This is a genomic window from Nocardia sp. Root136, from assembly GCF_001427185.1.
Taxonomy (GTDB): domain Bacteria; phylum Actinomycetota; class Actinomycetes; order Mycobacteriales; family Mycobacteriaceae; genus Nocardia; species Nocardia salmonicida.
Genome location: NZ_LMFE01000001.1, coordinates 987,576 through 1,014,325, shown reverse-complemented (window position 1 = coordinate 1,014,325; position 26,750 = coordinate 987,576). Strand labels below are relative to the sequence as shown.

At 68.8% G+C, this 26,750-nt stretch carries 26 protein-coding genes; 20 read left to right on the top strand and 6 right to left on the bottom strand.

The window, feature by feature from the left end; all coding sequences use genetic code 11:
• Positions 1-29 precede the first annotated feature (29 nt).
• The 15 genes from ASD42_RS04900 (at position 30) to ASD42_RS04830 (ending at position 15,105) form a co-directional block, all read left to right on the top strand.
• On the top strand, positions 30-1,322 hold the full coding sequence (locus ASD42_RS04900) for a hypothetical protein (protein ID WP_156677383.1): 1,293 nt from the start codon (positions 30-32) through the stop codon (positions 1,320-1,322).
• Positions 1,323-1,331: 9 nt separating this feature from the next.
• Entirely contained in the window at positions 1,332-2,186 is an 855-nt protein-coding gene (locus ASD42_RS04895; protein WP_056810726.1) for a MinD/ParA family ATP-binding protein, read from the top strand.
• Entirely contained in the window at positions 2,183-2,824 is a 642-nt protein-coding gene (locus tag ASD42_RS04890) for a hypothetical protein (RefSeq protein WP_056810723.1), read from the top strand. The genes ASD42_RS04895 and ASD42_RS04890 overlap by 4 nt, the downstream gene beginning before the upstream one ends.
• Positions 2,825-2,918: 94 nt before the next feature.
• The gene (locus ASD42_RS04885) at positions 2,919-3,212 is read left to right on the top strand and encodes a hypothetical protein (RefSeq protein WP_056815437.1); all 294 of its coding nucleotides are present in this window, start codon (positions 2,919-2,921) and stop codon (positions 3,210-3,212) included.
• Positions 3,212-3,466 (top strand): hypothetical protein, encoded by a 255-nt coding sequence (locus tag ASD42_RS04880; RefSeq protein WP_056810720.1) that lies wholly within the window; start codon positions 3,212-3,214, stop codon positions 3,464-3,466. The genes ASD42_RS04885 and ASD42_RS04880 overlap by 1 nt, the downstream gene beginning before the upstream one ends.
• An 8-nt stretch (positions 3,467-3,474) precedes the next feature.
• Positions 3,475-4,071, top strand: coding sequence for a hypothetical protein (locus tag ASD42_RS04875; RefSeq protein ID WP_082843851.1), 597 nt, complete (start codon positions 3,475-3,477; stop codon positions 4,069-4,071).
• Positions 4,068-4,883 (top strand): hypothetical protein, encoded by an 816-nt coding sequence (locus ASD42_RS04870; protein ID WP_056810714.1) that lies wholly within the window; start codon positions 4,068-4,070, stop codon positions 4,881-4,883. The genes ASD42_RS04875 and ASD42_RS04870 overlap by 4 nt, the downstream gene beginning before the upstream one ends.
• Positions 4,884-4,939: 56 nt before the next feature.
• Positions 4,940-6,391 (top strand): hypothetical protein, encoded by a 1,452-nt coding sequence (locus tag ASD42_RS04865; protein ID WP_056810711.1) that lies wholly within the window; start codon positions 4,940-4,942, stop codon positions 6,389-6,391.
• Entirely contained in the window at positions 6,388-7,884 is a 1,497-nt protein-coding gene (locus ASD42_RS04860; RefSeq protein WP_056810708.1) for an SCO6880 family protein, read from the top strand. The genes ASD42_RS04865 and ASD42_RS04860 overlap by 4 nt, the downstream gene beginning before the upstream one ends.
• A gap of 7 nt (positions 7,885-7,891) precedes the next feature.
• Positions 7,892-10,249, top strand: a complete 2,358-nt coding sequence (locus tag ASD42_RS04855; protein WP_084466190.1) for a hypothetical protein — start codon at positions 7,892-7,894, stop codon at positions 10,247-10,249.
• Positions 10,246-10,554, top strand: coding sequence for a transposase (locus ASD42_RS04850; RefSeq protein WP_056810706.1), 309 nt, complete (start codon positions 10,246-10,248; stop codon positions 10,552-10,554). The genes ASD42_RS04855 and ASD42_RS04850 overlap by 4 nt, the downstream gene beginning before the upstream one ends.
• 61 nt (positions 10,555-10,615) lie before the next feature.
• On the top strand, positions 10,616-12,271 hold the full coding sequence (locus tag ASD42_RS04845) for a peptidoglycan DD-metalloendopeptidase family protein (RefSeq protein WP_056810703.1): 1,656 nt from the start codon (positions 10,616-10,618) through the stop codon (positions 12,269-12,271).
• Between the two features lie 59 nt (positions 12,272-12,330).
• The gene (locus ASD42_RS04840) at positions 12,331-12,834 is read left to right on the top strand and encodes a hypothetical protein (protein ID WP_084466192.1); all 504 of its coding nucleotides are present in this window, start codon (positions 12,331-12,333) and stop codon (positions 12,832-12,834) included.
• Positions 12,835-12,865: 31 nt separating this feature from the next.
• Positions 12,866-14,692 (top strand): type IV secretory system conjugative DNA transfer family protein, encoded by a 1,827-nt coding sequence (locus ASD42_RS04835; RefSeq protein ID WP_056810701.1) that lies wholly within the window; start codon positions 12,866-12,868, stop codon positions 14,690-14,692.
• A complete protein-coding gene (locus tag ASD42_RS04830) occupies positions 14,689-15,105 on the top strand; it encodes a DUF4913 domain-containing protein (protein WP_056810698.1) in 417 nt (138 codons plus the stop codon). The genes ASD42_RS04835 and ASD42_RS04830 overlap by 4 nt, the downstream gene beginning before the upstream one ends.
• Positions 15,106-15,149: 44 nt before the next feature.
• On the opposite strand, the gene ASD42_RS04825 is transcribed toward ASD42_RS04830, so the two are convergent.
• Positions 15,150-15,722 carry a hypothetical protein gene (locus tag ASD42_RS04825; RefSeq protein ID WP_056810695.1) on the bottom strand — a complete coding sequence of 191 codons (573 nt, stop codon included), beginning with the start codon at positions 15,720-15,722 and terminating at the stop codon, positions 15,150-15,152.
• 240 nt (positions 15,723-15,962) lie between these two features.
• A complete protein-coding gene (locus tag ASD42_RS04820; protein WP_056810692.1) occupies positions 15,963-16,859 on the bottom strand; it encodes a peptidylprolyl isomerase in 897 nt (298 codons plus the stop codon).
• A gap of 85 nt (positions 16,860-16,944) precedes the next feature.
• On the opposite strand from ASD42_RS04820, the gene hisS reads away from it, so the two are divergent.
• A complete protein-coding gene (gene hisS, locus ASD42_RS04815) occupies positions 16,945-18,216 on the top strand; it encodes a histidine--tRNA ligase (RefSeq protein WP_056815429.1) in 1,272 nt (423 codons plus the stop codon).
• 79 nt (positions 18,217-18,295) lie between these two features.
• Positions 18,296-18,943 carry a hypothetical protein gene (locus tag ASD42_RS04810; protein WP_056810689.1) on the top strand — a complete coding sequence of 216 codons (648 nt, stop codon included), beginning with the start codon at positions 18,296-18,298 and terminating at the stop codon, positions 18,941-18,943.
• Positions 18,944-18,984: 41 nt separating this feature from the next.
• On the opposite strand, the gene ASD42_RS04805 is transcribed toward ASD42_RS04810, so the two are convergent.
• The gene (locus tag ASD42_RS04805; RefSeq protein ID WP_056810686.1) at positions 18,985-19,998 is read right to left on the bottom strand and encodes an Rv2578c family radical SAM protein; all 1,014 of its coding nucleotides are present in this window, start codon (positions 19,996-19,998) and stop codon (positions 18,985-18,987) included.
• Positions 19,999-20,029: 31 nt separating this feature from the next.
• A complete protein-coding gene (locus ASD42_RS04800) occupies positions 20,030-21,004 on the bottom strand; it encodes an NAD-dependent epimerase/dehydratase family protein (protein ID WP_056815427.1) in 975 nt (324 codons plus the stop codon).
• A gap of 192 nt (positions 21,005-21,196) precedes the next feature.
• On the opposite strand from ASD42_RS04800, the gene ASD42_RS04795 reads away from it, so the two are divergent.
• Together ASD42_RS04795 and ASD42_RS04790 are read left to right on the top strand one after the other, a co-directional pair.
• Positions 21,197-21,526 carry a type VII secretion target gene (locus tag ASD42_RS04795; protein WP_056810684.1) on the top strand — a complete coding sequence of 110 codons (330 nt, stop codon included), beginning with the start codon at positions 21,197-21,199 and terminating at the stop codon, positions 21,524-21,526.
• Positions 21,523-23,157 (top strand): hypothetical protein, encoded by a 1,635-nt coding sequence (locus ASD42_RS04790; protein WP_056810681.1) that lies wholly within the window; start codon positions 21,523-21,525, stop codon positions 23,155-23,157. The genes ASD42_RS04795 and ASD42_RS04790 overlap by 4 nt, the downstream gene beginning before the upstream one ends.
• A gap of 57 nt (positions 23,158-23,214) precedes the next feature.
• Here ASD42_RS04790 and ASD42_RS04785 read toward each other — a convergent pair whose 3' ends face one another.
• Both ASD42_RS04785 and ypfJ read right to left on the bottom strand, forming a co-directional pair.
• Positions 23,215-23,709 carry a hypothetical protein gene (locus ASD42_RS04785; RefSeq protein ID WP_056810676.1) on the bottom strand — a complete coding sequence of 165 codons (495 nt, stop codon included), beginning with the start codon at positions 23,707-23,709 and terminating at the stop codon, positions 23,215-23,217.
• Between the two features lie 48 nt (positions 23,710-23,757).
• Complete coding sequence (gene ypfJ / locus ASD42_RS04780; RefSeq protein WP_056815424.1) at positions 23,758-24,684, bottom strand: KPN_02809 family neutral zinc metallopeptidase; 927 nt, start codon at positions 24,682-24,684, stop codon at positions 23,758-23,760.
• A gap of 209 nt (positions 24,685-24,893) precedes the next feature.
• On the opposite strand from ypfJ, the gene aspS reads away from it, so the two are divergent.
• Positions 24,894-26,702 carry an aspartate--tRNA ligase gene (gene aspS / locus ASD42_RS04775; RefSeq protein ID WP_056810674.1) on the top strand — a complete coding sequence of 603 codons (1,809 nt, stop codon included), beginning with the start codon at positions 24,894-24,896 and terminating at the stop codon, positions 26,700-26,702.
• Positions 26,703-26,750 lie beyond the last annotated feature (48 nt).

Sequence of the window (26,750 nt, the reverse complement as noted above, 5' to 3'; positions counted from 1 at the left end):
GTGCCCGGCGCCGTGGAAAGGGGGGAATGTTGAAGTCGTACAACGAATTGTCGCGCTGGTACTCGGCGCTGGAGCCCGAGTCCGATACCGATACCGGTGCCCCCACGCGCCCGGGCACCACCGAACCGGTGGCGGGCGACGACGACAGCATCGACCGATATTCGACGAGTCCCGACTCCACCCCGACGCCGGAACCCGCGCCGGCAGGGGAGCGTCAGCCGGAACCGTTCAGCCTCGACCTCGACGATCAGTCGAACGCCACCGGCGACTCGCACAGCCGGGCCGCGGGGCCTCAGTCGAAAGTTGTCGGCGACCCGCACGACTCGAACACCGAGTCCGAGCCGAAAATCGGCGATCCGGTCGGCTGGAACGCCGAGCCGCGGTCGAACGCCGTCGACGAACGGGACGGCTGGAGCGTCGAGCCGAAGCCGAATGTCGACGACGACCGCCGACCCGTTCAGCACCTGTCGAACGCGAAGGGCGACCCGTTCGATCGAGCCACCGAGTTCGATGACGCGACAACTGAATCCGCCGACTTCGCCCCGGCCGCGTACGGAAAGCGACCCCACCCGGTCGAACCCGACCCGGTACCACCGCCCCCCGCGCAACTGGCCGGACGTCGCAGCGACTTCACCGGCGGCTGGTCGGACTGGGTCGCCGAGCCGGCACCCGGCCCCGACGACGACTACGACGCCGAACTCGTCCAGTTCCCCTGGCCCGAGGCCGCCGCCGACGAATACGACGACGCCCGCGTGCTCGAACCCTCCGGCGCGCTGCGCGCGAGCCGGAAACGGCAGCGCGCCTGGGTGGTTCTCGTGGTCTCGGTGCTGGTGCTCGTCCTCGCCGCGACCGGTGTGTTCCTCCTGCTCTTCGGACGCGGCGACGGCGACGCGGCCCGGCACGCCGCCCCGCCGCTGCATTTCACCGCGGGCAACCTGACCGCCGACACCGCGGGCTCGTGCCCGACCGAGCGCACCGACATCGTGGTGCGCAGCGCGGAGGCGGGCGGTACCGGCTCGGGCCCCGACGCCGTGCTCGCCTTCCAATACGCCTACTACGTGACCCGATCGGGGGAGCTGGCCAGAGCGGTGGCCACCCCCGACGCCGACGTCTCGCCGGCCGCCGTGATCCAGCGCGGTATCGACACCATCCCGGTGGGGACCACCCACTGCGTGCGGATCACCACTGTCGCGGCCGACCGGTACACGGTGGAGGTCACCGAGTTCCGGCCCGCGGGCGCACCGGCCACCTACACCAAGCAATCGGTGCGAACAGCGCTGGTCGGCGATCGCACGCTCATCACGGGCATCGCGGCAGGGTAAGGAGAGGCGATGACAGACGACTGGAGCCGATGGCTCGACGAGGCCCCCGAGGGGGACCCGTCCGATGACCTGGCGCGTGATCCGGCTCCGGTGGTGCGGTTGCGGCGTCGCAACGGTGAGCGCCGCGACGGTACCCGCAGGCCGATCCTGGTGGTCGGTGGCTGCGGCGGTGCGGGCACGACAACGACGGTGCTCGGCCTGGCCGCGGAACTGGTCACCGCGGGTGCCACGACGGTAGCGGTCGACGCGACCGCCGCGGGCAGCGATATCGCCCTGCGCGGCGCCGACAAACACCTGCACCCGGTGAATCTGCAGTCCTGGGTATACGGCCGCGGCGACGACGAACCGGCACCGCTCGAGGAGTGCCTTTCCCGTTCCACCTCCGGTTTCGGGCTGCTGTGGCGCGACGCGACCCCGCTGCGTCGGCGCGCGACATTTCTCACTGTCGCGCGGGCGCTGGACACCGGTGGGTACACAGCGGTGTACGACGGCGGCAACCCGATTGCCGGACGGCAACTGCGCCCCCTGCTCGACGATGCCGATATCGCACTCGTCCTTGCCATTCCGGCCCGCGTCGACGCCGCCAACCGGCTGCGTGTGACCCTGGAATGGCTCGACGACCACTACGGTGACGACGGCGCCGGTGTGGTGGCCGACACCACCATCGTTGTCTCGCACCAGTACTCGCACGACGACTCGCGCGTAGCGGAGCATTTGCGCGAGCATCTGTCCGGCTGGGTGCGCGAGGTCGTCGAGATCCCCTACGACCCGCATCTCGCGCGCGGGGAACTCGTCCGCCACGCCGAGCTCGCCGAGGCGACGCGTTCGGCGTATGCGAGCTTGCTCGCGGGGGTGGCATCATGACGGCAGCCATGAATCTTCGTCGTCGTCGTGAACCGGACGCCCCCGCCGGTGTAGTCGCGCCGCCAGAATCGCTGCGCGCCAAGATCTGGGAGCGACCGGTGCCCGGGGTCGGCCGGGCGCCGCTGGTGTGGATGCTCGGGGTGCACGGAGGCGCCGGCGCGACCACCCTGGCGCACGTGCTCGCTCCCGCCGCCGACGCGCGCGGGCGCTGGCCCGGCGTGTTCGACCGGGAGTCCCCCTATGTCGTGCTGGTCGCCAGGGAAACCATCTCCGGACTCACCCGCGCGCACGATCTGCTGCGCCAGCACCACGCCGGGCTCGCGGGCCCCGCACTGGTTCTCGGCCTGATCACCGTCGCCGCGCGCCCTGGTCGGATGGCGCCGGAGATCCGGCGCTACCGGGAGGTGGTCGGCTCGCTGGCCGGGCACGTCTGGCAGGTGCCATGGTTCGAGGAATGGACTCTGGTGGAGTCCGACGCGCTTCCGGTGTGGTCGCCGGGCGACGAGGTGGCGGTCAAGAAACGCCGCCCCGACCCGCTCGACGACGTGCCGGTAGAAATCGGTGACCTCGGTACCGATGTGGTCGCCGCGATCCGCACCAGTCTCGGCCCGCCCACGTCGGGCGGGGGTCGATCATGAACGCCGGGCGGTTCACCGGTCGGTGGTGTACAAACGTGTGTCGTCGTCGAAGTGTTTGTGGCACAACACCTTTACAGTGGGAGAAAGGCACCCGATGAGCATGCTCCTCCTCGCCGTGCAGGACACGTACGGCACCGTGCTGGCCCAGGTCGGTAATCCGACTCCGGAAGCTCCGCCCGGCTCGGAGAAGATTCTGCAGCTGGTGCGTTACCTCACCTGGTTCGTACTGCTGTCGGGCATCTGCGGCATCACCTACGCGGGCGGCAAGTTCGCGTGGGAGCGCTGGACCGGTGGTGGTCTCGAGTCGCCGAAGATGGTGGCGGGCGCCATGATCGGCGGCGTCGTCGCGACCAGCGCCGGCACGATCATGAGTGCGGTCATCGGTTAGTGATCACCGTGCTCGCCTACAAACAGATCCCGGCCGACGTGTTGGCGCCGATGATGCAGTTGCTCAACTGGCTGCTCTGGTTCGTCCTGCTGTCGTGCCTGGCCTGGATGATCCTGTCGGCGGGTCGACTGTGGATCGCGTTCCGCAGCGACCTCGCCGTGAACGACGCCTCACACGGCGTCCTGATGAGTCTGATCGGTGCTTCGGTGGCCAGTACCGCGTCCGCGATCGCGCTGGCCTTCCTGCCGGCATGAATTCCACAGTGACACGACCGGTTGCGGTCGGTATCGCATTGCTCGCGGCAGCCGTCGGCTGTGGTGGCGGTGGTGATACCGGCCCCGACCTGACAGCCGCACCGACCGGGATCGGCTGGCAGGACTACCAGGGCATCTCCCTGCCACACACCGACCAGGGCCCGAAAACGGTGGACCAGGGAGCCGCGACCGGTTTCGAGCATTCCCCGCGCGGGGCCGGGCTGGCGGCGCTGACCCACACCATCCGGTTGTCGGTGGCGCCGGACAGTCAGTGGGCCCAGGTGGTGAACGCCGAACTCGTCCCCGGACCGGCACGTGACGAGTGGGCGATCAACCGAGTACAGCTGTCGATCACCGGACCCGCTACGGCGGAGTACGCGCCGAAATTGTTGGGTTACAAAATTACCGAATATCGTGACGAGCGAACGACAGTCGACGTCTATACCGAATACTCCGACCGGTCACGGGCGGTGAACCACACCACGGTCAGCTGGTACGGCGGAGACTGGCGACTGCAGTTACCCGATCCGCGCTCGGTCGACCGACCGGTCGACCCGATCGACGAATTACCGCAAGACATCGTGACATTGGAGGCACCGCAGTGAGCGAGAAGGAGCCGGGCACGCGCGACCGCGCGTCCTTCGGCATGATCGCCTCCGGTGCCCTGCTCGCCTTGATCATGGTCGTCGGCGCCGTCGTGTACTTCAGTCGCGACGGCGACAGCGCCGTGGACAACGCGCCGCCGCCCGCCCAGGCCGAGGGCGGAACGGGTTTCGCCGAACCCGATGTCGACCTGCTCGGCAGGCGGGTGGACATCCCGAACAACCCGGCGGGCCAGCCGCTGGCCCAGGAACCGGGTACGCAACGTACCGCCACGGACCCGGATTGGCTGACCGGCGCGCCGAAGGGCACCACGAAACCGCATGGCTGGCAGCGTGTCTACGGCGCGTCGGTGCCGTTCTCCACCTCCGACGGGCCGTCGCGGATCGAAGACGGACTCGCCGTCGGCTACGCGCGCACCCCGCAGGGCGCCGCGCTGGCCGCCGCGCAGATCACCTACCGGCTCAACGCCCGCCCGGGCGACCGCGACCTGTACGTGACGCAATTGCGGGTCAGCACAGCACAATTGGCCGCCTACGACTCCGCGCTGTCGGGTGACAAGCTGCCCGCGCAGCAGCCGAAGAAGGTGACCCAGTACTTCGTGGCTTCCGACGCGTTCAAGATCGACGACTTCGCCGACGATCTGGCGATCGTGCGGCTCGCCTCGCGCGGCCCGGTGATCGACGGCAAGCAGTTATACGCCGCGATGCGGATGATCGTGGTGTGGGACGCCGGTGACTGGCGGCTCAAACCATCGACGACAGCAAATACCCAGACCGAATACGTGGAATCGCTGGCGGGGTGGACGACATGGTGATCGAGGTACAGCACAGCCCGGATCGATTCCGCGCGGACCATCGAGGGGTGCCAACTATGCTGAGACGGATCGTCACCATCTTCGCGGTGATCTTCACCGTGATGATCGCGACGCCGACGGTGGCCTACGGCCAGACCTACGGCTTCGACGAGGCGTGCAACGAACTGCACGACACCCTCGACAGCGTCGCGATCCCCGGAGTCTCGCTCGGCGACGCGGCATCGGCGGTGTGTAAGGCGGGCAATGCCGCCTCCCATCCCGGCGACGCGGCCACCGCGGTCAAGGACAAGGCGTGGGATTCGACCTTCGGCAAGGTGGTCGACTCGCTGATGAAGGGCCTTGGCGAGGCGCTGATCCTGGCGCTGACCTTCTGGATGAAGGTGCCCAACGAGGCGGTGAGCGACTCGGGGGCACTGTTCACCAAGATCAACGACTACACCTATCAGATCCAGATATTGCTGTTGATCGCCTCGGTGATCATCACCGGCGGCAGATTGGCCGAAGCCAGACGCGGGGCGGCCGTGAGCGAGGCCGCCGAATCGTTCCGCCTGTTCGCCAGAGTGGTGTTCAGTTCGTGGATGCTGGGCGCGGTGATCGTCGCGGGTACGCGCGCCTCGGACAAGTTCTCCGAGTGGATCATCGAAGACGCCACCGGCGGCAATGCCAAGAACATGGCCGAGTTGATGGTGAAAACCAGTAAGTTGCAGGCTTTTTCGCCGGGTCTGGTGCTGATCATCGCCATCGTCGGATTGCTCGGCGCGCTCGCCCAGATCGTGCTCGCCATCGTTCGGCAGGGTCTGCTCGTGGTCGCCGCGGGTGTGCTGCCGTTGGCGGCCGCCGCGTCGGCGACCGGAACGGGCAAGCAGTCGTATCAGAAACTGGTCGGCTGGATCATCGCGTTCATGCTGTTCAAACCGGTGGCCGCGATCGTGTACATGATCGCGTTCACCACTGCGGGCCATGTCGACGAGACCACGGAGTCCGGCGGATTGCCCAGCGGCGAGGACGCGCAGCGGATGCTGGTGGCGCTGGTGCTGCTGTGCAGCGTGGCGTTCGTGCTGCCCGCGCTGATGCGCCTGGTCGCACCCGCGGTGGCCACGGTCGGCACCGGTGGTTCGGGTCTGATGGTGGCCGGTGGTGCGGCGGTCGGCGCGATGGCGCTGGGTGCGATCGGCACCAAGGCCGTCGCCTCCCGGCCCGCGGCGGCACCCGGTTCGGCGGGTTACTTCGGTAGTGGCGGTGCGGGTCCGCGGCCCGGTGGGCCCGGCGGCGGCGCGGGTGGCGGCGGTGGCGGCGCGCCGCGGCCGACGCCACCACCGCGCGGAGGTGCTCCCGCACCCGCGACGACCAGTTCGGGCTCGGTGCCCGCGGGCGCGGCCCGCAATGTGGCGGCCGCGCGGACCGCGGCCAACACCACCGGGCGCGCGGACCAATCGATGGGCGACGTCGCCGGTGACCGCTGGGCGAATCGTTCACCCGACCTCGGCAGGAGCACGATTCCGCGATGACGACATCGGCGACCGACACCTACGAGCGCCGCTCGTACGGGCTGTGGCAGAAACCGCGCAGCGCGGGCCTTTTCGGCCTGCGCTGGGAAGAGACCGTGATCGGTTTCGTCGTGGTGATCACGGCACTGATCTGCGCGATGGTCGGTGGATTCAAATGGGGCTTCGTCGTCGGCGGGCTCGGTGCGCTGGTCATGGTGCCCCTGGTGTGGCGGACGGGGGGCCGCTCGGGCTATGAGACGGGACTGATGATGTTCAACTGGAGGCGCTCGCGCAACAACGGCGAGCACGTGTATCGCGGCGGCCGGTTCTCCCGGATCCCCGGCGGTGTCACGAAATTGCCAGGGCTGCTCGCTCCGTCGAAGCTCTATGAAGGCATCGACGCCGGCGGCTATCACTTCGGGATGATCCACCTGCCCGCGTTCGCGCAGTACACGGTGGTGTTGCGCGCCTGGCCGCAGGGGCACGAGGCAGTGGACCAGCCGGTGATCGATCGCTGGGTCGCGGCCTGGGGCACCTTCCTCGCCTCGGTCGGCCAGACCAGCGACATCGTCGCGGTGGTGCCGGTGATCGACACGGTGCCCGAGACCGGAAACCGTTTGCTCAACGAGGTTTCCACGATCACCCGCCCCGAAGCTCCCGATCTGGCCCAGCAGGTGATGTACGAGCTGGCCACCGAATTGCCGCAGGAGCGGGTGCAATTGCTGCCACGGGTGGCGATCACGTTCAAGGCGACCACCGCCGAGCGGCGCAAGAACCCGGCCGAGGAAGCGGTGGAGATCGGGCGCAGGCTGCCCGGTATCTGCGCGGCGCTGGCCGAGGCGGGTGTGCGGGCGCAGCCGATGTCGGCCGAGGAGGTCATCTCCTTCATCCGCCGCAGCTACGACCCGGCCGCGCAGGCCGATCTCGAGGTGGCCGCGGCCGATCCCGGTGGGCACGGCCTCGGCTGGGACGACGCGGGCCCGGTGTCCTACGACGAGAAGTGGGATCACCTGATCCACGACGGTGGCCGCTCGGTGACCTGGGAGATGGACGCGGCGCCCGAGGGCGCGGTGGACGAGCGGGTACTGCAGCGGCTGCTCGCGCCCAATCCCGAAGTGCCACGCAAACGCATCGCGATCGTCTACCGGCCGCACTCGGCCGCCGACGCCGCCGAGATCGTCGACGACGACTTCAAGAACGCGCTCGTCGCGCAGCAGAGCGAACGCGGTGTGGTCTCGGCGGCGGCGACGCTGCGGGTCGGCGCCACCCAGCAGGCGCGCGAGGAACAGGCACGCGGACACGGTGTCACCCGTTTCGGCGCGCTGGTCACCATCACCGAACCGCTGCGCGGTGACCTGCCGCGCATCGAGGCCATCACCCGTGACCTCTCCACGCAGGCGCGGCTCAAGATCCGGCGCTGCTACCGGTACCAGTCCGCGGCGTTCGCGGCATCTCTCGGTTGCGGCGTGATCCTGCCCGAACACGCAACCATTCCGAAGGCATTGGCGGGGTGAGGCGATTATGGGACGCGACTACGAACCCCCGGTGCGCGATCGCGACGATGTCGCGTTGCGCCCGGTCCACCGGCCGCCGCGCATCCGCGGCGAACGCGAGCCACGGCCCGCGGGGAGCGCGCCGCGCGTGAGCGACGACGTGCTCGGCCTCGACGAGCGCACCGAACGCGACGAGCGCGAGAGCTCGACGCGGGGATCACGCGTGCCCGAAGAACGTTCGTCGGGTGAGCGCAGGTCGCGTGAGGAACCGCGGGCCGACCGAGTCCGCCCGGCCCGACCGCGTGGCGAGGAACCACGCAGGCCGAGGGAGGACGAGGACGGTCGTCTTCGCCCCCGTGGTGACGAGACGCGTGGTCGCGGTGACGGACCGCGCGCACCCGGCCGCGAAGGTGCGGGGGAGCGCCGCACTCGTCGCCCGCATCCCGATGCCGATCGGGCCGCGCGGGCGCGGGCCGAACGTGGGCTGCGCGACGAGGACCACGGCCCACGTCTGGAACACCAACGCCCCCAGGGCGATCCGCGTCGACGGCCGAAGCAGGCCGAACCCAAGCTGACGAAGAAGAAGCCAAGGCCCGCGAAGGCTGTGCGCGCGATCCGGCCCGACGAGGCCGCCGACCGCGCGATGGGTTCGGGTCGATCCGCGAAATCGACCAAGCCGGACCGGCGTTCGCAGTCGGGCCCGAGGCTGCTCGACGACGCCACCCGCGCCCGCTACGAGATGATCGCCCGGGAGCAGTCGGGTCTGCGGGCGGCGTGGGCGACCTTCCGGATCCACACCGACGACCTGCGTCGCAACAACGCGCACGCCCGCAGCGAGGCCGTCGTCAAGGACGGATTCGACCGCACCACCGCCGAATTGACCGACCGCGGCTACTCGGGCGCCGGCGGCGGCAAGATGAACGTCGTCGGACGCCCGGTGGAGTATCGGGCCACCACCGCCCAGGTCGCGGGTCTGTGGCCGTGGTCGGTCGGTGCCGGCGCGCCGCTGATCGGCACCCCGCTCGGCTCGCATCTGCACACCGGCGCCCCGGTCTGCTTCGATCCGATGAACTGGTTCATGCGCGGCAGCTTCATCACCGCGCCCAGCCTGTTCGTGCTCGGCCTCAACGGTTTCGGCAAGTCCTCGCTCGTGCGCCGGATCGTGCTCGGCGGCATCGCCCAGGGCATCACCCCGCTGATCCTGGCCGACGTGAAACCCGACTACCGCAAGATGGTCGAACTCGTCGGCGGTCAGGTGATCGACCTCGGCTACGGGCACGGCAAGCTGAACCCACTGGCGGCGGGCGTACTCGGCTCGGTCGTGCCGCGCCTGGAAGACAAACCCGCGCTGCAACGTCAGGTGCTGCAGGATCTGCGGGCCAGACAGGTGACATTGATCGCGGGCCTGGTGGAACTGGTCCGCGGCGCCCGCGTGGCCGACTTCGAGGAAACGCTGATCGCCACCGCGCTGCGCATCCTCTACCAGCCAGGGGGCTTCACCCCCGACAAGCCGCCGATCATGGAGAACCTGCTCGAGGTGATCGTCGGCGGCGGCCCCGAGATGATGCTCGACGCGGGCGCCGACAACAGCGACGAATACCAGAACGCGATCAAGGGGCTTCGCCGTTCGCTGCGCGCGCTCACCCAGGGCCCGTTCGGCGCGATCTTCAACGGCCAGACCAGCGTTCCCATCGACACCGGCGCCGTCGCGGTGTGCATCGACGTCTCGCACATCCCCAGCGGCGACAAGAAGCTCAAGGCCGCGGTCATGTTGGCCTGCTGGGCAGACGGTTTCGCCTCCGTCGAGGCCGCGCACGTGCTGGCCGACGCCGACCTCGGCCCGCAGCGCTACTTCCAGGTGGTGATGGACGAACTGTGGCAGGTGCTCGGCCTCGGCGACTTCATGGTCGACCGCGTCGACGAGCTGACCCGTCTGCAGCGCGGCCTGGCCACCGCCCTGATCATGATCAGCCACACCATCAAGGACCTGCAGGCGCTCGGCTCGGACGCCGCGATCGCCAAGGCGATCGGCTTCCTGGAACGCGCGCGCGCCAAGATCTTCGGCGCGTTGCCCGCCGAGGAGATCAGCAGGCTCGACTCCACGGTGCCGTTCACCTCGGCCGAGCAGGAGATGGTGACCAGTTGGTCGGCGCCGCAGGCCCTCACCGGTGAGGCGCTCAAGCCCGGCCAGCAGCGGCCATCGCCGCCCGGTACCGGAAAGTTCTTGCTGAAGGTCGGTGAGGATCGTCGACCCGGTATCCCTTTCCACATGGAGTTCACGGTGTCGGAACGAGAAAGCGGAATCCACGACACGAATCAGCGCTTCAGCGAGTTCGGCGACAACCCACGTGGCACGCCGGACTACTCGAACGGGAGTGAGCAATGATGCCGCACCGGTCCTATCGCCGGGTCTCGCCGGAGGTCCGCAATGCCGCCGTCGCCCAGGTGGTCGCGCTGACCGACAAGCTGCGCAGCGAATCCGAGGCGTGCCGGATGGTCGCCGAACAGATCGGCGTGCACGCCAATTCGGTGCGCAACTGGGTCCGCGCGACCCAGGACCCGAGCCTGGACCGGATGGACGCCACCGCGCTACGCCGCAAAGTGGCGCTGTTGCAACAACAGCTGGCCGCCGCCGCGGAGATGAACCGCACGCTCGCCGACACGCTCAACGAGTCCCGGCGACGCACATGAACTCCGCCGCGGCGGACGTTGCCGAAGTCGGCGCCCGCCGCGGAACGCGGGGAGGCGGCCGGTGAACGTCCGCACGATCATGATGACCGCGCTCGGTTCGGTCGTCGGGTTGGTGGCGCTGGTGCTGGTGATCGTGCTGCCGTCCTCGGACGAGACCTGCGAGACCGGCGATGTGCTGGTCGGATCGTCGGTGCCGACGTTGCCCCAACTCGGCGGCGACAATCGCGCGGGCGCGACCAGTGCTGCCGCACCGACATCGAATCCGGCGGTCACCGGCACGCCGGTGTTGGCCGCGGGTGTCGGTCCGCTGCGCCGCACATTGCCGCTCGAGATCGGCACTTTCACCGTCTCCGACGTGTTCGGTTCGCGCGGGGGCGATCACAAGGGCATCGATATGGCCGCCACCGACGGGACCACGATCTACTCGGTGTCCGACGGCAGGGTCGTCGCCGCTGGTCCCGCTTCGGGTTTCGGCAACTGGATCGTCGTCGATTCCGTCGACACCAATGGGCGCGCCTACTCCGCGGTCTACGGCCACATGTGGGACGCGGGCGTCAAGGTGCGCACCGGTCAGACGGTGACCGCGGGTCAGCCGATCGGGATGGTCGGTTCGGCCGGCGAATCCAGTGGCCCGCACCTGCATTTCGAGATCGTGCCCGGCGGCCGGTTCACCGGTGGCCGTCAGATCGACCCGATGCCGTGGCTCGACGGCGCGCCCACCCCGGATGTCGGCGGCGCGCGGGCGTTTTCGAGCGATCCGAACTGTGTGCGCGGATTCGGCAGCGCCGGTGGGGCGCTGGCCGACGGGAAGGTGCCCGCCGAGCTCGAGATCTGGTATCGCCGCGCGGGAACCGTGTGCCCGGAGATCTCGTCGTCGCTGCTGGCCGCGCAGGCCAAGCAGGAGTCGGGATTCCGGCGCGGTCTCACCTCGCCCGCGGGTGCCCAGGGCCTGGCCCAGTTCCTGCCCGGCACGGCCGCGAGCATCAATCCCGAGGACGGTCAGCCCTACATCATCGATGCCGACGGCAACGGTTCGGCCAGCGTGTGGGACGACGGCGACGCGATCATCGGCCAAGCCCGCTACATGTGCTCGATCGCCCACAAGATCGCCGGGTGGATGGCCGCCGGTCGCGTCTCGGGCGACCTGGCCGCGCTCACCCTGGCCGGCTACAACGCCGGTGAGGGCGCGGTGCTTGCCTCCGGGGGCATGCCCAATCAGTATGCGGCGCACTATTCCGAGACCAGGCCCTACGTCACCAACATCTTGTCGATGGAGCCGCAGTACCGGGCGCCCGGCGCGCAAGGCCGATTCACCCCGGGGCAGGGGAGCGACGGCGAACAGATCGTCGAGGCCGCCCACGACTGGCTCGGCACCCCGTACGTGTGGGGTGGCGGCGGCGCGCAAGGGCCGAGCGGCGGCGGATTCGACGGGCCGGGACTGACCGCCGCGGCGGTGTTCGCCGCGTCCTCGGGCAAGGTCACGTTGCCGCGCACCGCGGAACAGCAGTGGGAGGCGGGCCGGGAGGTGCCGATCGCGAAGGCGGCGGTCGGTGATCTGGTGTTCAGCGGGTTCGGACGGCAGGGACCGACCCAGGTCGGGATCTACGCGGGCAACGGCAGGCTGATCCAGGCGGTGCCACCGACGAGCAACCGCGGTGGCGGGGGTGTCGCCGAGGTGGCGGTGCCCGGCGACGCACGGGCGAGGAGGGTGTTGTGAGGGCGCGACCAGCGATAACCTGGTGGGAGAGAACACGAATCCACACAAGTGGGGCGGTGATGCTCGTGGTTGTCCTGCTCTCGGTCCCTGCCTGCGGTGGCGACGCCGAGCCGTCGCGCCCTGAGGCCACCTCCACCACCCGCCTGCTCGAAGCCGCGGTCGACCCGACCACTCCCGACGGGGTCGCGGTCGTCGCGCTGCGCGAGGTCTACACCTGGAACCCCCTCACCGAGCAACCGGGATCCTCGCTACAGCGCGCGCGAGAATGGCTGGGGCCCAGCATGATACGTATGTTGGACAGCTCGATCGGCGCCACCGAGACCCCGAAACCGTCGCTGCAGTGGGCGGACTGGGCGAGGGCGAAGGCGCATGTGGAGGCGTTCACCTTCGCCTCGGGGGAGCCGGCGCCCGCGAGCGCCGATCCCACGGTGGCGCAGTACAAGATCGGCATCGAACAAACGGTCGTCTACCCCAACGGACGTACCGAAGCCCTACCGCCGAGCACGGTCATCGCGACCGTGGTGCAGACGCCGCAAGGCTGGCGTCTCGACGCGTTCCGCTGACCACCCACCACGTCCACACAAGGAGGCACCCGTGGCGAAGAAGAAGGTGACGGATCCGGCCGCGGTCGGACCCGACACGACGCTGATCATGATCGTGTTCGGGTTCGCGGTGCTGATCACCCTCGCGGTCGCCCTGCATCTGGGCAACGCGCTGGCGGTTGTACCGCAGTCCATTCCGATCAACCCGATCGCGGTGGTCGCCGATCTGGCGCGGGGCAAGCTGCACTGGCCACGTGCGTCGACGGTGATCGTGCTGTTGGTGATCGCGTCGGCCATCGCGTATGTGGTGATCCGCAAGCGGTTGCAGAAGCGTGCGGTCGTGGGGCGGTTGGCAATCGACGACAAAGCCGACTACATGGGCGTCGGCAGCGCGATCGGCTCGATCACCGAGGCCGGAGTCAGGGAGAAGGCGAAGGATCTCGGCGTGCGGCTCGGGACCGGCGACGCGCCCGGGGTGCCGATCGGAATCGCGGTTGCCGACGGCACCCCGCTCTACGGCTCCTACGAAGACCTCCACCTCGATATCTGGGGGCCTCGACAGGGCAAGTCGACATCGCGGGTGATTCCGGCGATCCTGTCCGCGATCGGGCCGGTGCTGGCGACATCGAACAAACGCGACGTCGTCGACGCGACTCGTGACGTGCGCGAAGACAAGGGCAGCCGCACGTTCGTCTTCGACCCGCAGGGCGTCGCCGGTGAACGACCGACCTGGTTCTGGGATCCGCTGGCCTGGGTCAACTTCCGCACCGAAGGCTGCGAGATGCGGGCGGCGCGATTGGCCGGTCACTTCGCCGACGCGGAGACCGGCGGCAGTGCCGACGACGGCGACAACTTCTTCGATCCCGAGGCAGAGGACCTGCTCGCCGCGTTCTTCCTCGCCGCCGCGATCGCGGGCAAACCGATCACCCAGGTGTGGGAATGGGTGACCAACCCGCAGAACACCGAGGCGATCGAACACCTTCGCAGCGCCGAACACCACTTCACCGCGTCCGGTCTGGCCATGCAGTACAACGCCGACCAGCGCACCAGGAGTGGCATTTTCGGTACCGCCAAGAAAATGATCCGCTGCTTGCAGTTGTCGAATGTGCATCCGTGGATCACGCCGGCCGACGGTGTTCGCCCCCAGTTCGACGAGCTGGAGTTCATCGAACGCAACGGCACGCTGTACTGCCTGTCGCTCGAGGGGCGCGGTTCGGCCGCACCGCTGGTGAGCGCGCTGACCGAGGCCGTCATCGATGTGGCCATGCGCAAGGCCTCGCGGTCGTCGGGCGGTCGGTTGCCGATCCCGCTGCTCGCGGTGCTCGACGAGGCCGCCAACGTGGTCCGCTGGAAGGATCTGCCCAAGCAGTACAGCCACTTCGGGTCGCGCGGCATCGTGGTGATGACCGTGTTGCAGTCGTGGGCGCAGGGCGCGCGTTGCTGGGGCGAGGCCGGAATGAGCGCGCTGTGGTCCGCGGCCAATATCAAAGTGCTCGGCAGCGGGGTCGACGACATGGCCTTCCTGCGCGACCGATCCGAGGCGATCGGCGAGTACGACTCGATCTCGTCGTCGATGTCGCAGTCGGGCAACAGCAAGAGCTACTCGCGCTCGCTGAGCTCCTCGGTGACCTTCACCCCACAGGGCCTGGCGACGCTACCGCGCGGTCGTGCCGTCGTGTTCACCTCCGGTCAGCCTGCCGTGCTGGTGCGAACGGTGCCGTGGTGGGAATCGGAATACTCCGAGGCGGTCAAGAAGTCGATCGAGCAGAACGATCCGACTCGCAAAACCCGGATAGACGACCTGTTCGGGTCACCATCGCTAGCGAAATCCAGTCCGCCGGAAGAGATCGGTGAAGTCGAGGAGGTCAAGCCGCTGTGAGCAACGATTTTTCGGATACGGACCGGCAGGAGCGGGTCTATGCCGGGGTGAGCGAGTTCGTCCGCGAATACCTGAGCCAGCTCTATCGTCGTCAGGTCACCGATATCAGCGATACGGTGTGGTGCCCGGAGTGGTGGCGCCACCCCGAGGCCGCGGTGCGCCTGGACGCGCTGTGGCAGGCGTGGGAGCACTACCGGATGAAAGGCGGCCCCGGTATCAGCGTGTGGTTCCTCGAACACGCCGATCCCCACATGATCAAGCTGTTCGACCCGCGTGGGCCGTTCAAATACTGCAGCGTGCGCAACGGGCACAAAGAGATGCTCACGTCGTTGCCGGTGGAGAAGCCGGACCTGGATCAGTGGACCGAGCCCGATAATGGGCTGTGGGACAAGGGCGCTGTTCCCGGCGCCTGAGCCGAGCACGATCTCGGCGGGGCAGCTCCCCGGCGCCGCCGAGATCAGCGTCCGCGTTCGATCCCTCGTTCGATGCCGCGCTCGAGGCCACGTGCCCGCGCGGGCATGTTCCGCGTGCCCGCGTCGCGCAGCCGGATCGCTTCCTCAGGGGAAATTCCGTGGCCCATCTCGACCAGCATTCGGACCTGGCTCAGTTCGGGGGCGACACCGGCTCGCTGCAGATGCGCCGCGATCGCCGCGCGCCGCTCGGTGGAGTCGTAGCCGACTGCCTGTCCCGCGCTGCTCGAGTGCCCGGCGGCGCTCGCGGCGAAGGGGGAGCCCGACTCCTTGTTGAGGCTGACGCCGCGTGATTCGACTCCGCGCGATTCCACCGTGCGCGAGCCCACCGACATCATCTGCACGAGTTCGATATTGCGCGGATCCTTGGCCTTGAGATCGCGCGCCTCGCGGATCTGCAACTCCCGCGCTTCCTTCATCTTGGCCTCGATCGCCTTCGCGCGTGACTCGGCGTCTTTCTGACCGTGTTCACGCGACTTGAGGGCGACCAGGGTGGCCATCTGCAGCATGATGCGCATCATGGACGCCGTTTCGCTGCCGATGTCGTCGAGTTCCGCCATGACTGCTCCCCGATGCTGCTGTGGAAGTGGACATCTGAGCCTACCGCGCGAAGGACACGATGCGATGTCCGGCGGGGCCGACCGGTGGCCGAAAAAGTGCGGGTGACCGGGTCGTGGGCCGAATGAATCGTAGGGTTGCCTAGCCTCTGATGATCTTCTTCGCACGTCGGGGCCCGAAAAGCGGAAACGGACCGGACACGCGAGTGTGTCCGGTCCGTTGTGTCGCCGAGAAAGGCGGCGTCAGCCCACCTTGACAGTGTTGAACGAGATCGGGATGGCAGGCCCACCGTCCTCGGCGCCGCCCTTGACGCCGCCGCTCGCGACCTTGTCCAGAGTGGCCAGACCCGCTTCGTCGATCGTGCCGAAGATGGTGTAGTTCGGCGGCAGCTGCGTGTCACCGAAGACCAGGAAGAACTGGCTTCCGTTGGTGCCCTTGCCCTCCGGCGAGGTACCGGCGTTGGCCATGGCGACCAGGCCGCGCTTGTAGTTCACCGGCTGCTGGAGCGCCGGGTCACCGGCGGCGAACAGATCGGTCGGGTATTCGTTGTCGAAGCTGTAGCCGGGGCCACCCATGCCGGTGGCCGCGGGGTCACCGCACTGCAGGATGCCGAAGCCCGGCGTCGCCACGATGCGGTGGCAGCTGGTCTTGTCGAAGTAGCCCTGCTGGGCCAGGCTCACCAGCGAGTTCACCGTGCAGGGTGCCTGTGCGCTGTTGAGCGACAACCCGATCGGGCCCTGCGTGGAATCGATCGCGACCTTGACCTCGGGGCCGTCGGTGGCGACCGATGTCGTGGTCGGCGCGGTGACGGGCTTCGCGGGGGGCTCTTGGTCCACCGGGTAGCTGCAGTCGACGGTCGCGGGCTTGGCCGCGGCCGGCGGCGGACCGGGGATGTCGAGGGGGGTGTTGACGAACTGGGTCGTCGGCACCGCCGAGGACGACTCGGCGTTCGCCGACTCGCTGTCGTCGCCTCTGGTGAGGAAATACACGCCGGTCGCGGCGGCCGCGACGACTATCACACCCAGTACCGAGCCCGCGATCGTCAAGCGCTTGCGCTTCTTCTCCTGCTCGGCCCGTCGTGCCAGCTGGCGCTCCAGCTTGCGCTTGGCCGCCGCCCGTCGCTGTTCGTTACTCGGCACTACCGCGTTCCTCCCGTGTCGTCAGGTTCGTCTAGAGGGTAACCGGTTGGACGCGGAGGGCGCCCGTGGGGAAAACTGGACCATCGTGACCAAGACCAGCAGCTTCACCGCCCCGAAGGGGGTCCCCGACTACCTGCCGCCCGGTTCGGCCGAGTTCGTCGCCGTGCGCGACGGCTTGATCCACGCCGCCCGACTGGCAGGGTACGGGCATGTCGAGCTGCCGGTATTCGAACAGACCGCCCTGTTCGCGCGGGGTGTCGGCGAGTCGACCGATGTGGTCAGCAAGGAGATGTGGACCTTCGCCGACCGCAACGGCGAGAGCTTCACCCTTCGTCCCGAAGGCACCGCGGGCGTGATGCGCGCGGTGATCCAGCACGGTCTGGACAAGAGCGGTCAGCTGCCGGTGAAACTCTGCTACGCCGGTCCGTTCTTCCGGTACGAGCGCCCGCAGGCCGGTCGGTACCGGCAGTTGCAGCAGGTCGGCATCGAGGCGATCGGCATCGACGATCCCGCCCTCGACGCGGAAGTCATCGCGATCGCCGACGCCGGGTTCCGCTCGCTCGGCCTGGACGGGTTCCGTCTCGAGATCACCTCGCTCGGCGACGAGACGTGCCGTCCGCAGTACCGCGAACTACTGCAGGAGTTCCTCCGTGGGCTGCCACTGGACGAGGAGACCCAGCGCCGCGCCGAGATCAACCCGCTGCGCGTGCTCGACGACAAGCGTCCGGAAGTGCGTGAGCTGACCGCGAACGCGCCGTTGATGATCGACCACCTCTCGGAGTCGGCGAAGGCCCATTTCGAGCAGGTTCTCGGGCACCTGGACGCGCTCGGCGTGCCGTATGTGGTGAACCCGCGCATGGTGCGTGGCCTGGACTACTACACCAAGACCACGTTCGAATTCGTGCACGATCAGCTCGGCGCGCAGTCGGGCATCGGCGGCGGTGGGCGCTACGACGGGCTGATGGCCGAACTCGGCGGACAGCCGCTGTCGGGCATCGGGTTCGGCATCGGTGTCGACCGGACCGTGCTGGCGCTCGCGGCCGAGGGGAAGTCGGCGGCCGATCCGGCGCGCTGCCAGGTCTACGGCGTCGCGCTCGGTGACGCCGCCAAGGCGAAGCTGGTCGCGCTGGCCGGTGAGCTGCGCGCGGCCGACATCAGCGTCGACCTGGCCTATGGCGGACGCGGGATGAAGGGCGCGATGAAGGGCGCCGACCGTTCGGGGGCGAAGTACACCCTCGTGCTCGGTGACCGCGATCTCGCCGAGAACACCATCGGCGTCAAGGAGATGGCGACCGGCGAGCAGCGGTCCGTCCCGCTCGACGGAGTCGTCTCGGTGCTGCGCGAGGAGCTCGGGTAGCGGGCTGCCGAGGTCGGTGGGGCGCGGTAATCTGACCGCGCCACACCGGGCGGGCCGGTGGCGGGTGGAGAGGGTCAGCGTGGACGGGCAATCCGGGCAGTCGTCGGCGACGGAACCGGTGGGTATCGACCTGGTGGCGCCCGAGGTGTTCGCGCCGATGTTGCGCAGGCTCGCGCTGGCCGCGCTCGGAGTCGGCGTCGGGGCGACGCTGCTGTCGGCGGTCTGGCTGAGCTGGCCGTACGCGATCCTGATCGGACTGGCCGTCGCGGTCCCGACCATCGGCTACGTGTTCGCGTTCCAGCGTCGCCGAATGTGGTTGAGCGGCACCGTGATCCGCGCACATCGCTTGTTCGGCGAACACACTGTCGACCTCGCCGACGCCACCGGCGTACACCTGCTGGTGTACCCCGCACGGCTCAGTCGCATCGCCTTGCGGGTCACCGCGGGCGGCGACACCCAACTGGTGCCCCTGGCGATGTACACCGATGTGGGCAGCGGACGCGAACTGCACCTACTCGGCCTGCGCAAACTCGCCGACGCGCTCGCCGCCAGCGAACTCGTCGCCGCGATCGCGATCTCGGAAGTGCTGGTGCAGCAGCTGCGCGCCGAGGCGCGCGATGCGGGTCTCGAGGAACGCCCGCTGTATCGCGCGGTGCGGTCGGTGCGCAGCAAGGACAGTGTTTCGCCGGTAGTCCTCAGCGATTCCGAGGTCGCCGCACTCGGCTGAGACTCTCGTTGTCGGATCCGATGCCGGAGGTCTGGCGGCGGTCAGCCGAAGAGGGCGAGTTGCGCGCTCTGTGGCGTGGCAGGGGGAGTGGCTGGTGTTGTGCGGCCTTGGGTCTGACGGAGGCTGTGGTGCGTCAGCAGGGGGTTCACCCGGTCGCGTAGCCAGTCGCGGTAGAGCGGGGTGACATTGCTGCCGCGGGCGTAGAGCTGGCGGTAACGGCGGATGAGCGCGGGGTGTTCGGTGGCGAGCCAGGTGAGGAACCAGTCCCGGGTGGGGCCGCGCAGGTGCATCGGGAAGGCCATGGCGCTGGACGCGCCCGCGTCGGCGATCGCGGCGAACAGGGCCTCGAGATGGGCTCGGCTGTCGGTGAGGCACGGGATGATCGGCGCGGCCATGACATGGACGGTGAAGCCCGCGTCGGCCAGTGCGCGGACCAGGTCGAGGCGGGCGCGCGGTTCGGGGGTGCCCGGTTCGAGGCTGTGGTGCAGATCGGGATCGAGGATGGCGATCGACACCGCGACACTCACCTCGACGCGCCGAGCCGCCTCGGTGAGTAGTGGGAGGTCGCGGCGCAGCAGCGGGCCCTTGGTGAGGATGGAGAACGGGGTGCCCGAATCGGAGAGCGCGGTGATGATGCCGGGCATCAAGCGGTATCGGCCCTCGGCGCGTTGATAGGGGTCGGTGTTGGTGCCGAGCGCCACCGCCTCGCGCTGCCAGGAACGGCGCATGAGCTCACGGCGTAGCACCGCGGCGATATTGGTCTTCACCACGATCTCGGAATCGAAATCCTCGCCCGCGTCGAGGCCGAGATATTCGTGGCTGCCGCGCGCGAAGCAATAGCGGCAAGCGTGCGAGCAGCCGCGCATCGGGTTGATCGTCCAGCGGAAGGGCAGCGCGGAGCTCTCCGGCATCTTGTTCAGCGCGCTCTTGCACAACACCTCGTGGAAGGTGATGCCGTCGAACTCGGGGGTGCGGACGGAGCGAACCAGCCCGGCCCTGGTCAGGCCGGGCAGCGCGCCGTCATCGGCGTCCAGGGTCTGAGCTTGCCACCGCACCCCACGAGTCGAACATTTGTTCGAACAGGTGTCAAGCCTGACGCGACGCCCGCAGGAAGTCGACGAGGTCGTTGACGGTCTCCAGGGTCGGACGCGGGCGGTAGCCGAGTTCGCGTTCGGCCTTGCCGTGATCGACGGTCGGCGCCGAGATCAGCGCGCCCATGGCGGCTTTGGACATGATGTCGGAGCCGAGGCGCCTGCTGATCGGCTCGAGCACCGGCATCATCGCGCCGACCGCCTTCGCCGGGATGACGAAGCGTGGACCCTTGGCGCCGGTGCGGGCCGCCGCCATCCGGCACAGGTCGACCATCGTGGTCATCTCGCCGCCGAGCAGGTAGTTCTCGCCGGTGCGGCCCTTCTCGCCCGCCAGAATCAGGCCGTGGGCGACATCGCGCACGTCGACCAGATCGAAGCCGCCGCCGATCATCACCGGAACTCGGCCACGCATCGCCTGGCCGGCGGCGGAGTTGATGCGCGAGAGCCGGTCCAGGTGGTCGACCGGACCGTAGACGCCGGTCGGATTCACGATCACCGCGTCGAGTCCGCGTTCGATCACCGGCCGCAACGCCAGTTCGCCGGACCACTTCGACCGGTCGTACACCGGCAGGCTGGGATCGTCGGAGCGGCCGGAGGTCTCGTCGATGTGCCCGCCCGCGCGGTACTGATCGAAGGCGTGGATGGAACTGGTGTGGACGAACCGGCGCACTCCCGATTCCAGCGCCGCCTCGGCGGTGACGCGCACGCCTTCGGTGTTCACCCGCCACGCCAGATCGTTGCGTTCGGCGAGGGTGATCAACGCGACGAGGTGGTAGACCACCTCGGCGCCCGCCAGTACGGTCCGCATCGACGCGGGGTCGAGCACATCGCCTTCGACCCAGGTCACGGCCGGATCGGCGGTGGTCGGGGCTACGCGGTCGATCGCGACGACTTCGTGGCCGCGCTCGACGAGCAGAGGGATCAAGTTGGTACCGAGGTAGCCGGCTGCGCCGGTCACTGCGACCTTCATGAGCCCGAGGATATAGAACATGTTCTAGTTTTGATAGTCGATCGCCCAGATCGAAGGTGGCACGACTCGAAAACTGTCGGCGAATTCGGCTATATTTGGCGCCAATCGCAGTTGGGCGGTCGCGTCGGGAGTTTCGCGTCCGCCGTTGCCTTCTGTAGTGCAGACTTTTCACGACGAGTTGGGGGGATTCGCATGACCGATCTCTCGGTGCAAACCGGAGAGGTCGCCGCGTTCGCGGCGACCAATGGCGGGGTGGCGGCACAGGTCGCCGCGGCGGGCAATATCGACTTGGTCGCCAGCGTGTCGGCGGCGACGCCGGTGTTCGGCCTCATCGGCGCCGACTACCTGGCGATGTTCGCGGCGGCACAAGCGTTGCAGGCCAAGGACATCAACGACCTGTCGGCCAAGTTCAGCTCGCTCTCGGACGCGGCTTTCAAGTCGTCGGTGACCTTCGAGACGACCGATATCGACAACGCCGCCGAACTCGCGCGTCAGGCTGCTGGGCTCGGGGGCCCTGCGTGAAGCCGCTGAGTTCGGACACCGGAGTCATCGCTCCCGACGCCGCCATGGCGGCTGCCGATGCCGCGACCGCGTCGGTGCTGGGTGCGGTACCGCTCGACGCGCAGGCGATTCTGGATGTGTCGCTGATGCAGGTGCCCGAGGATGTGGCGGCCGACGAGGAAGCGGTCTTCACGCTCGCGCAGAAGATCACCGACGAAGCCCAGAACGGCAGCATGTCGCCCGCCGGGTTGGGCGGGCTCGGCGGGCTCGGCACCGGCGTACAACCCCAGGACATCCTGTCCGGCGTCGCCGAGGACGCCTCGTCGGCGCTCAGCGGCCTGCAGGGCACGGTGGCTCAGGTCGCGGCGCCCGCGTCGGCCGCCGCGCTGACCGCGTTCGACCAGGCCAAGTCCGCGCTCACCGGAACATCCGGCGCCGGCGCCGCGAACACCTCCGGCGCGAGCACGTCCGCCGCCGCGACGACACTGACCGAAGATCCGGTCGCCGCGCTGATGAGCGGACTGTCGCTGCCCGCGCTGCCCGGCATCGACACCCTGTTCCAGCCGTTCCTCGACCTGCTCAGCAGCTTCGGTACCGGTGTTTTCAGCGCGCTGGACCCGACCACGATCCTGAGCAACTCCTCCGCGGTCATCGAGCAGGCGATGAGCCTGGCCCAAGGCGGGGTGAAGACCGTTCAGCAGGTGTGGGAAGGCCAGGCCGCCGACGCGGCGACCACCGCCAGCCAGCAGGCGCAGACCCAGGGGCAGGACACCAGTCAGCGCGGCCTCGACATCTCCGCGCTCACCCAGCAGGCGGCCGCTGTCGTGCAGACCGGCAACGCGCAGCTCACCACCATCGCCACCACCTTCGCGGCCCAGGCCACCGCGCTCGCGCCGACGATCATGCTGCCGCCGACCCAGGCCACCTTGATCGGCTTGGCCACCACGCATCTCGGTGAGGCGGTGTCGGTCGTCAATGTCACCCGTGGGCAGTTGATGGGCTACACCGGTGAACTCAGCGGCGTCGTCGGGCAGCTCGCCAGTCAGAGCGGCCTGCCCTCGCCCGAGGAAGTCCTCTCCGCCGCCTCGGAGAACATCGGCGAACCGCTGCTCACCCAGGCAGAGGAAGCCCTCACCGGCGGCGGCGGCGACTCCTCCACCACCGCGGCGAGCACCACCGCGGGCACCACCTCTCCCGGCTCGACGACAGCGTCGAGCCTCGGCTCCGGTGGTTCCGGTGGCAGCGGCGGCGGTTCCGGCGCCTCGCTCGGCGCGCTCGGGACCGCGCGGGGTGGTGCGGGCGGCAGTTCCGCGGGCACCCCGAGCGCGGGCACCCCGAAGACCACCGCGGCCGTGCCGGGTGCGGCGGTCCCCGCCGGTCGAGTGATGCCCACCGTCAACGCGATGGGCTCCGGCACCACCACGGCCGCGAGCACCGGCGGTACCTCCGGCATGATGGGCGGCGGCGCGGGAGCCGGCGGCGGCGCGGGCCGTGGCAACAACGAGGAAGAACACGGTCGCACCGTGCAGCCCTACCAGAGCCGCACCGGCAACGACGATCTCACCGGTCCGCTGGGCGAATCCACACCCGACGTCATCGGTGCCGTCCACGAGGACGAACGCGACGAGGACGCGACCGCAGACCGCTTCTGACCCGAAGGGGCTCGCCGGTGGAAACCGGCGAGCCCCTGTCGGTTCAGCGTCGAACGATCAGCTCTTGAAGGCGTCGACCAGCTTCTTGTAGAGGTCGGTGAAGCGCTTGCGGGCGTCCTTCTGCGCCGGATCGAGGCCATCGGACGCCTCGGGGGAGTAGACGACCAGGTGGACTTCGTCGGCCGGATCGTCGGGCATCAGATCGATGATCTGGGTGCCCCTGTTATCGCCGGCCGGAATGCCGAAATCGATCTCCTTGAGCGCGTTGATCTCCTCGCGCGCGGCCGAAATCACGTCGGAGGCAACCTTTCCGGTCACCTTCTTGGGGGCGGTCTCGGGTTTGCGGTCCTTGCTCACGGCATCGGGCTGGTGCACGGCCTCGCCGTCGGCGAAGACCTGCAGGACCGGGCGCAGGTCGGTGCGCTGCGACCAGCCGTCGGGGATCGTGGTCAGGCTCACCAACGGTAGTGGCGCCGGATCGGCATGGGCGAGTGCGCCCGCGCCCGGCAGGGCGAGAGCGCAGACGAGCAGTCCGGTCATGGTCAGGCGCATGGGTTCCCCTCGATCGAAAGACAGTGCGTGGGTATCGCGTTCGAGGAGTCAGCGTAGCCCGGGCGGGTTGTCCAGGTCACGCGCGGAATAGGTGTCACAGGCCTGCACCGACCCGGTCCGGTAGCCGACGAGGAACCACTTCTGCCGCTGATCGGAGGACCCGTGGGTCCACGACTCGGGATTGACGCCGCGACCCGCCGAGCGCTGGATGCGGTCGTCGCCCACGGCATTGGCGGCCGACAGCGCGTCGCGAATGTCCTTGTCGGACAAGGTCTTCAGGAAGGGCTGCCCGCCTCCGGGCGAGGGCTGCTTGTCGGCGAAGTTGGCCCAGATACCGGCGTAGCAGTCGGCCTGCAGCTCGGTGCGCACCGCGCCGGAGGTCGCGCCCTGCGGATCGCGCTGGGCCTTGCCGATATCGCCGAGCTGGTTCTGGATGTGGTGGCCGACCTCGTGCGCGACCACGTACTCCTGCGCCAGCGGTCCCGCGCTCGCGCCGAACCGGTCGGTCAGCTCCTGGAAGAAGGCGGTGTCGAAGTAGGCGGTCTGGTCGGCCGGGCAGTAGAACGGTCCGACGTCGCTGGTGGCATTGCCGCACCCGGTATTCACGGCACCGGTGAACAGCACCAGCTCGGGCTCGACATAGTTCTTGCCGGTCTGTTGCGGCAGCTGCACCGACCACACCGCGTCGAGGCTCTGCGCGGTGGCCACCACCCGGCAGTCGACGTACTTGTTCGCGTCGGCGCCGGTCTTGCAGTGCGTCGGCGTTCCCGCGGTCCCCGGCTGCGCCTGCTGCCCGCTCTGCGCGCCGGTGAAGTTGCCGAGCACCGTCCCGGGATCGCCACCGAGGAGCAGCGTGATGACCAACAGGATCAGACCGCCAGCGCCGCCGCCGAGAGCGAGCTTGCCGCCCATGCCGGGTCCGCCGCCCGAGGAAGCCCGGCCGGGATCGATCTGCATACCTTCGTTGAAGGTCATCGCGGTACTCGCCTTCGCTCGGTTGTCCAGCTGCCTCACAGCATGATTCACCGTCGGCGGGAGCGGCGACGGCGGACAGGTGTCACAAGCTTGACACGGTGGGGAAGATATCGGTTTTCACTCGGGCACCGTGTCTCACTACGATGGCAGTGCACCCGGTCATCTGCGCCGGTGCGACAAGTCCGTGAAAGTCTGTCGAAAGGAATACCGTGCTGCGCACCCACTTGGCTGGTTCGCTGCGAGGCGAGCACGCCGGTCAGACCGTCACCCTCACCGGCTGGGTGGCGAGGCGTCGTGACCACGGTGGTGTGACCTTCATCGATCTGCGCGACGCCTCGGGCGTCTCGCAGGTGGTTTTCCGCGAGGGCGAGGCGGCCGAACAGGCCCACAAGCTGCGCGCGGAATACTGTGTGCAGGTCACCGGTGTGGTGGAACGGCGTCCCGACGGCAACGAGAACCCGGAGCTGCCGACCGGGCAGATCGAGGTCGACGCCAAGGAACTGGTCGTGCTCAACGAGAGCGCGCCGCTGCCGTTCCAGCTCGACGAGACCCCCGGCGACGAGGCCCGCCTCAAGTACCGCTACCTCGACCTGCGCCGCGAAGGCCCCGGCCACGCCATCCGCCTGCGCTCCAAGGTCAACGCCGCCGCCCGCGAGGTGCTGGCAAGCCACGACTTCGTCGAGGTCGAGACCCCCACGCTCACCCGCTCCACCCCGGAGGGCGCTCGCGACTTCCTGGTTCCCGCGCGCCTGCAGCCGGGCAGCTTCTACGCGCTGCCGCAGAGCCCGCAGCTGTTCAAGCAGCTGCTGATGGTCGGTGGCATCGAGCGCTACTACCAGATCGCGCGTTGCTACCGCGACGAGGACTTCCGCGCCGATCGTCAGCCCGAGTTCACCCAGCTCGACATCGAGATGAGCTTCGTGCGCCAGGACGACGTGATCCTGCTGGCCGAGGATATTTTGACCGCGCTGTGGAAGCTGGTCGGCCACGACATCGTCACCCCGATTCCGCACATGACCTACGCGGAGTCGATGCGGCGCTACGGCTCGGACAAGCCCGACCTGCGTTTCGGCGTCGAGATCACCGAGCTCAGCGACTACTTCAAGGACACGACCTTCCGGGTGTTCCAGTCGGAGTACGTGGGCGCGGTCGTGATGCCCGGTGGCGCGAGCCAGCCGCGACGCCAGCTCGATGCCTGGCAGGAGTGGGCTAAGCAGCGTGGCGCCAAGGGCCTGGCTTACATCCTGATCAACGAAGACGGCACCCTGGGCGGCCCGGTCGCCAAGAACCTGACCGACGCGGAACGGGACGGCCTGGCCAAGCAGGTCGGCGCCGAGCCGGGCGACTGCGTGTTCTTCGCCGCCGGTGCGGTGAAGTCGAGCCGCGCCCTGCTGGGTGCCGCGCGCGGCGAGATCGCCCGCAAGTGCGACCTCATCGACCCGAACGCCTGGGCTTTCGTCTGGATCGTCGACGCCCCGATGTTCGAGCCCGCCGCCGAGGCGACCGCCAGCGGTGACGTGGCGCTGGGCTACTCGGCCTGGACCGCGGTGCACCACGCGTTCACCTCGCCCAAGCCGGAGTCGCTCGACACCTTCGACACCGACCCCGATTCCGCGCTGGCCTACGCCTACGACATCGTCTGCAACGGCAACGAGATCGGTGGCGGTTCCATCCGTATCCACCGTCGCGATGTGCAGGAACGCGTGTTCTCGGTGATGGGCATCGACAACGCCGAAGCCCAGGACAAGTTCGGCTTCCTGCTCGACGCGTTCGCCTACGGCGCCCCGCCGCACGGCGGCATCGCCTTCGGCTGGGACCGCATCACCGCGCTGCTGGCCGGTGAGGACTCGATCCGCGAGGTGATCGCGTTCCCGAAGACCGGCGGCGGTGTCGACCCGCTCACCGACGCGCCCGCGCAGATCACCGCGCAGCAGCGCAAGGAAGCGGGCATCGACGCCAAGCCCGAGGTCAAGGGCAAGGCCACCGACGCGGCGAAAGTTGTTGCGGCCGAGAAATAGCGGTCATCGGAGGTAGCCCGGTACCTTCTGGTCAGTTCCCGTATCGCC

Bases quoted from the DNA above. Each gene is read 5' to 3' on its own strand.
- ASD42_RS04895 (WP_056810726.1), top strand. From the start codon at position 1,332: ATGACAGACGACTGGAGCCGATGGCTCGACGAGGCCCCCGAGGGGGAC.
- ASD42_RS04890 (WP_056810723.1), top strand. From the start codon at position 2,183: ATGACGGCAGCCATGAATCTTCGTCGTCGTCGTGAACCGGACGCCCCC.
- ASD42_RS04885 (WP_056815437.1), top strand. From the start codon at position 2,919: ATGAGCATGCTCCTCCTCGCCGTGCAGGACACGTACGGCACCGTGCTG.
- ASD42_RS04865 (WP_056810711.1), top strand. From the start codon at position 4,940: ATGCTGAGACGGATCGTCACCATCTTCGCGGTGATCTTCACCGTGATG.
- ASD42_RS04860 (WP_056810708.1), top strand. From the start codon at position 6,388: ATGACGACATCGGCGACCGACACCTACGAGCGCCGCTCGTACGGGCTG.
- ASD42_RS04855 (WP_084466190.1), top strand. From the start codon at position 7,892: ATGGGACGCGACTACGAACCCCCGGTGCGCGATCGCGACGATGTCGCG.
- ASD42_RS04850 (WP_056810706.1), top strand. From the start codon at position 10,246: ATGATGCCGCACCGGTCCTATCGCCGGGTCTCGCCGGAGGTCCGCAAT.
- ASD42_RS04840 (WP_084466192.1), top strand. From the start codon at position 12,331: ATGCTCGTGGTTGTCCTGCTCTCGGTCCCTGCCTGCGGTGGCGACGCC.
- ASD42_RS04825 (WP_056810695.1), bottom strand. From the start codon at position 15,722: ATGGCGGAACTCGACGACATCGGCAGCGAAACGGCGTCCATGATGCGC.
- ASD42_RS04800 (WP_056815427.1), bottom strand. From the start codon at position 21,004: ATGAAGGTCGCAGTGACCGGCGCAGCCGGCTACCTCGGTACCAACTTG.
- ASD42_RS04795 (WP_056810684.1), top strand. From the start codon at position 21,197: ATGACCGATCTCTCGGTGCAAACCGGAGAGGTCGCCGCGTTCGCGGCG.
- ASD42_RS04785 (WP_056810676.1), bottom strand. From the start codon at position 23,709: ATGCGCCTGACCATGACCGGACTGCTCGTCTGCGCTCTCGCCCTGCCG.
- ypfJ (WP_056815424.1), bottom strand. From the start codon at position 24,684: ATGACCTTCAACGAAGGTATGCAGATCGATCCCGGCCGGGCTTCCTCG.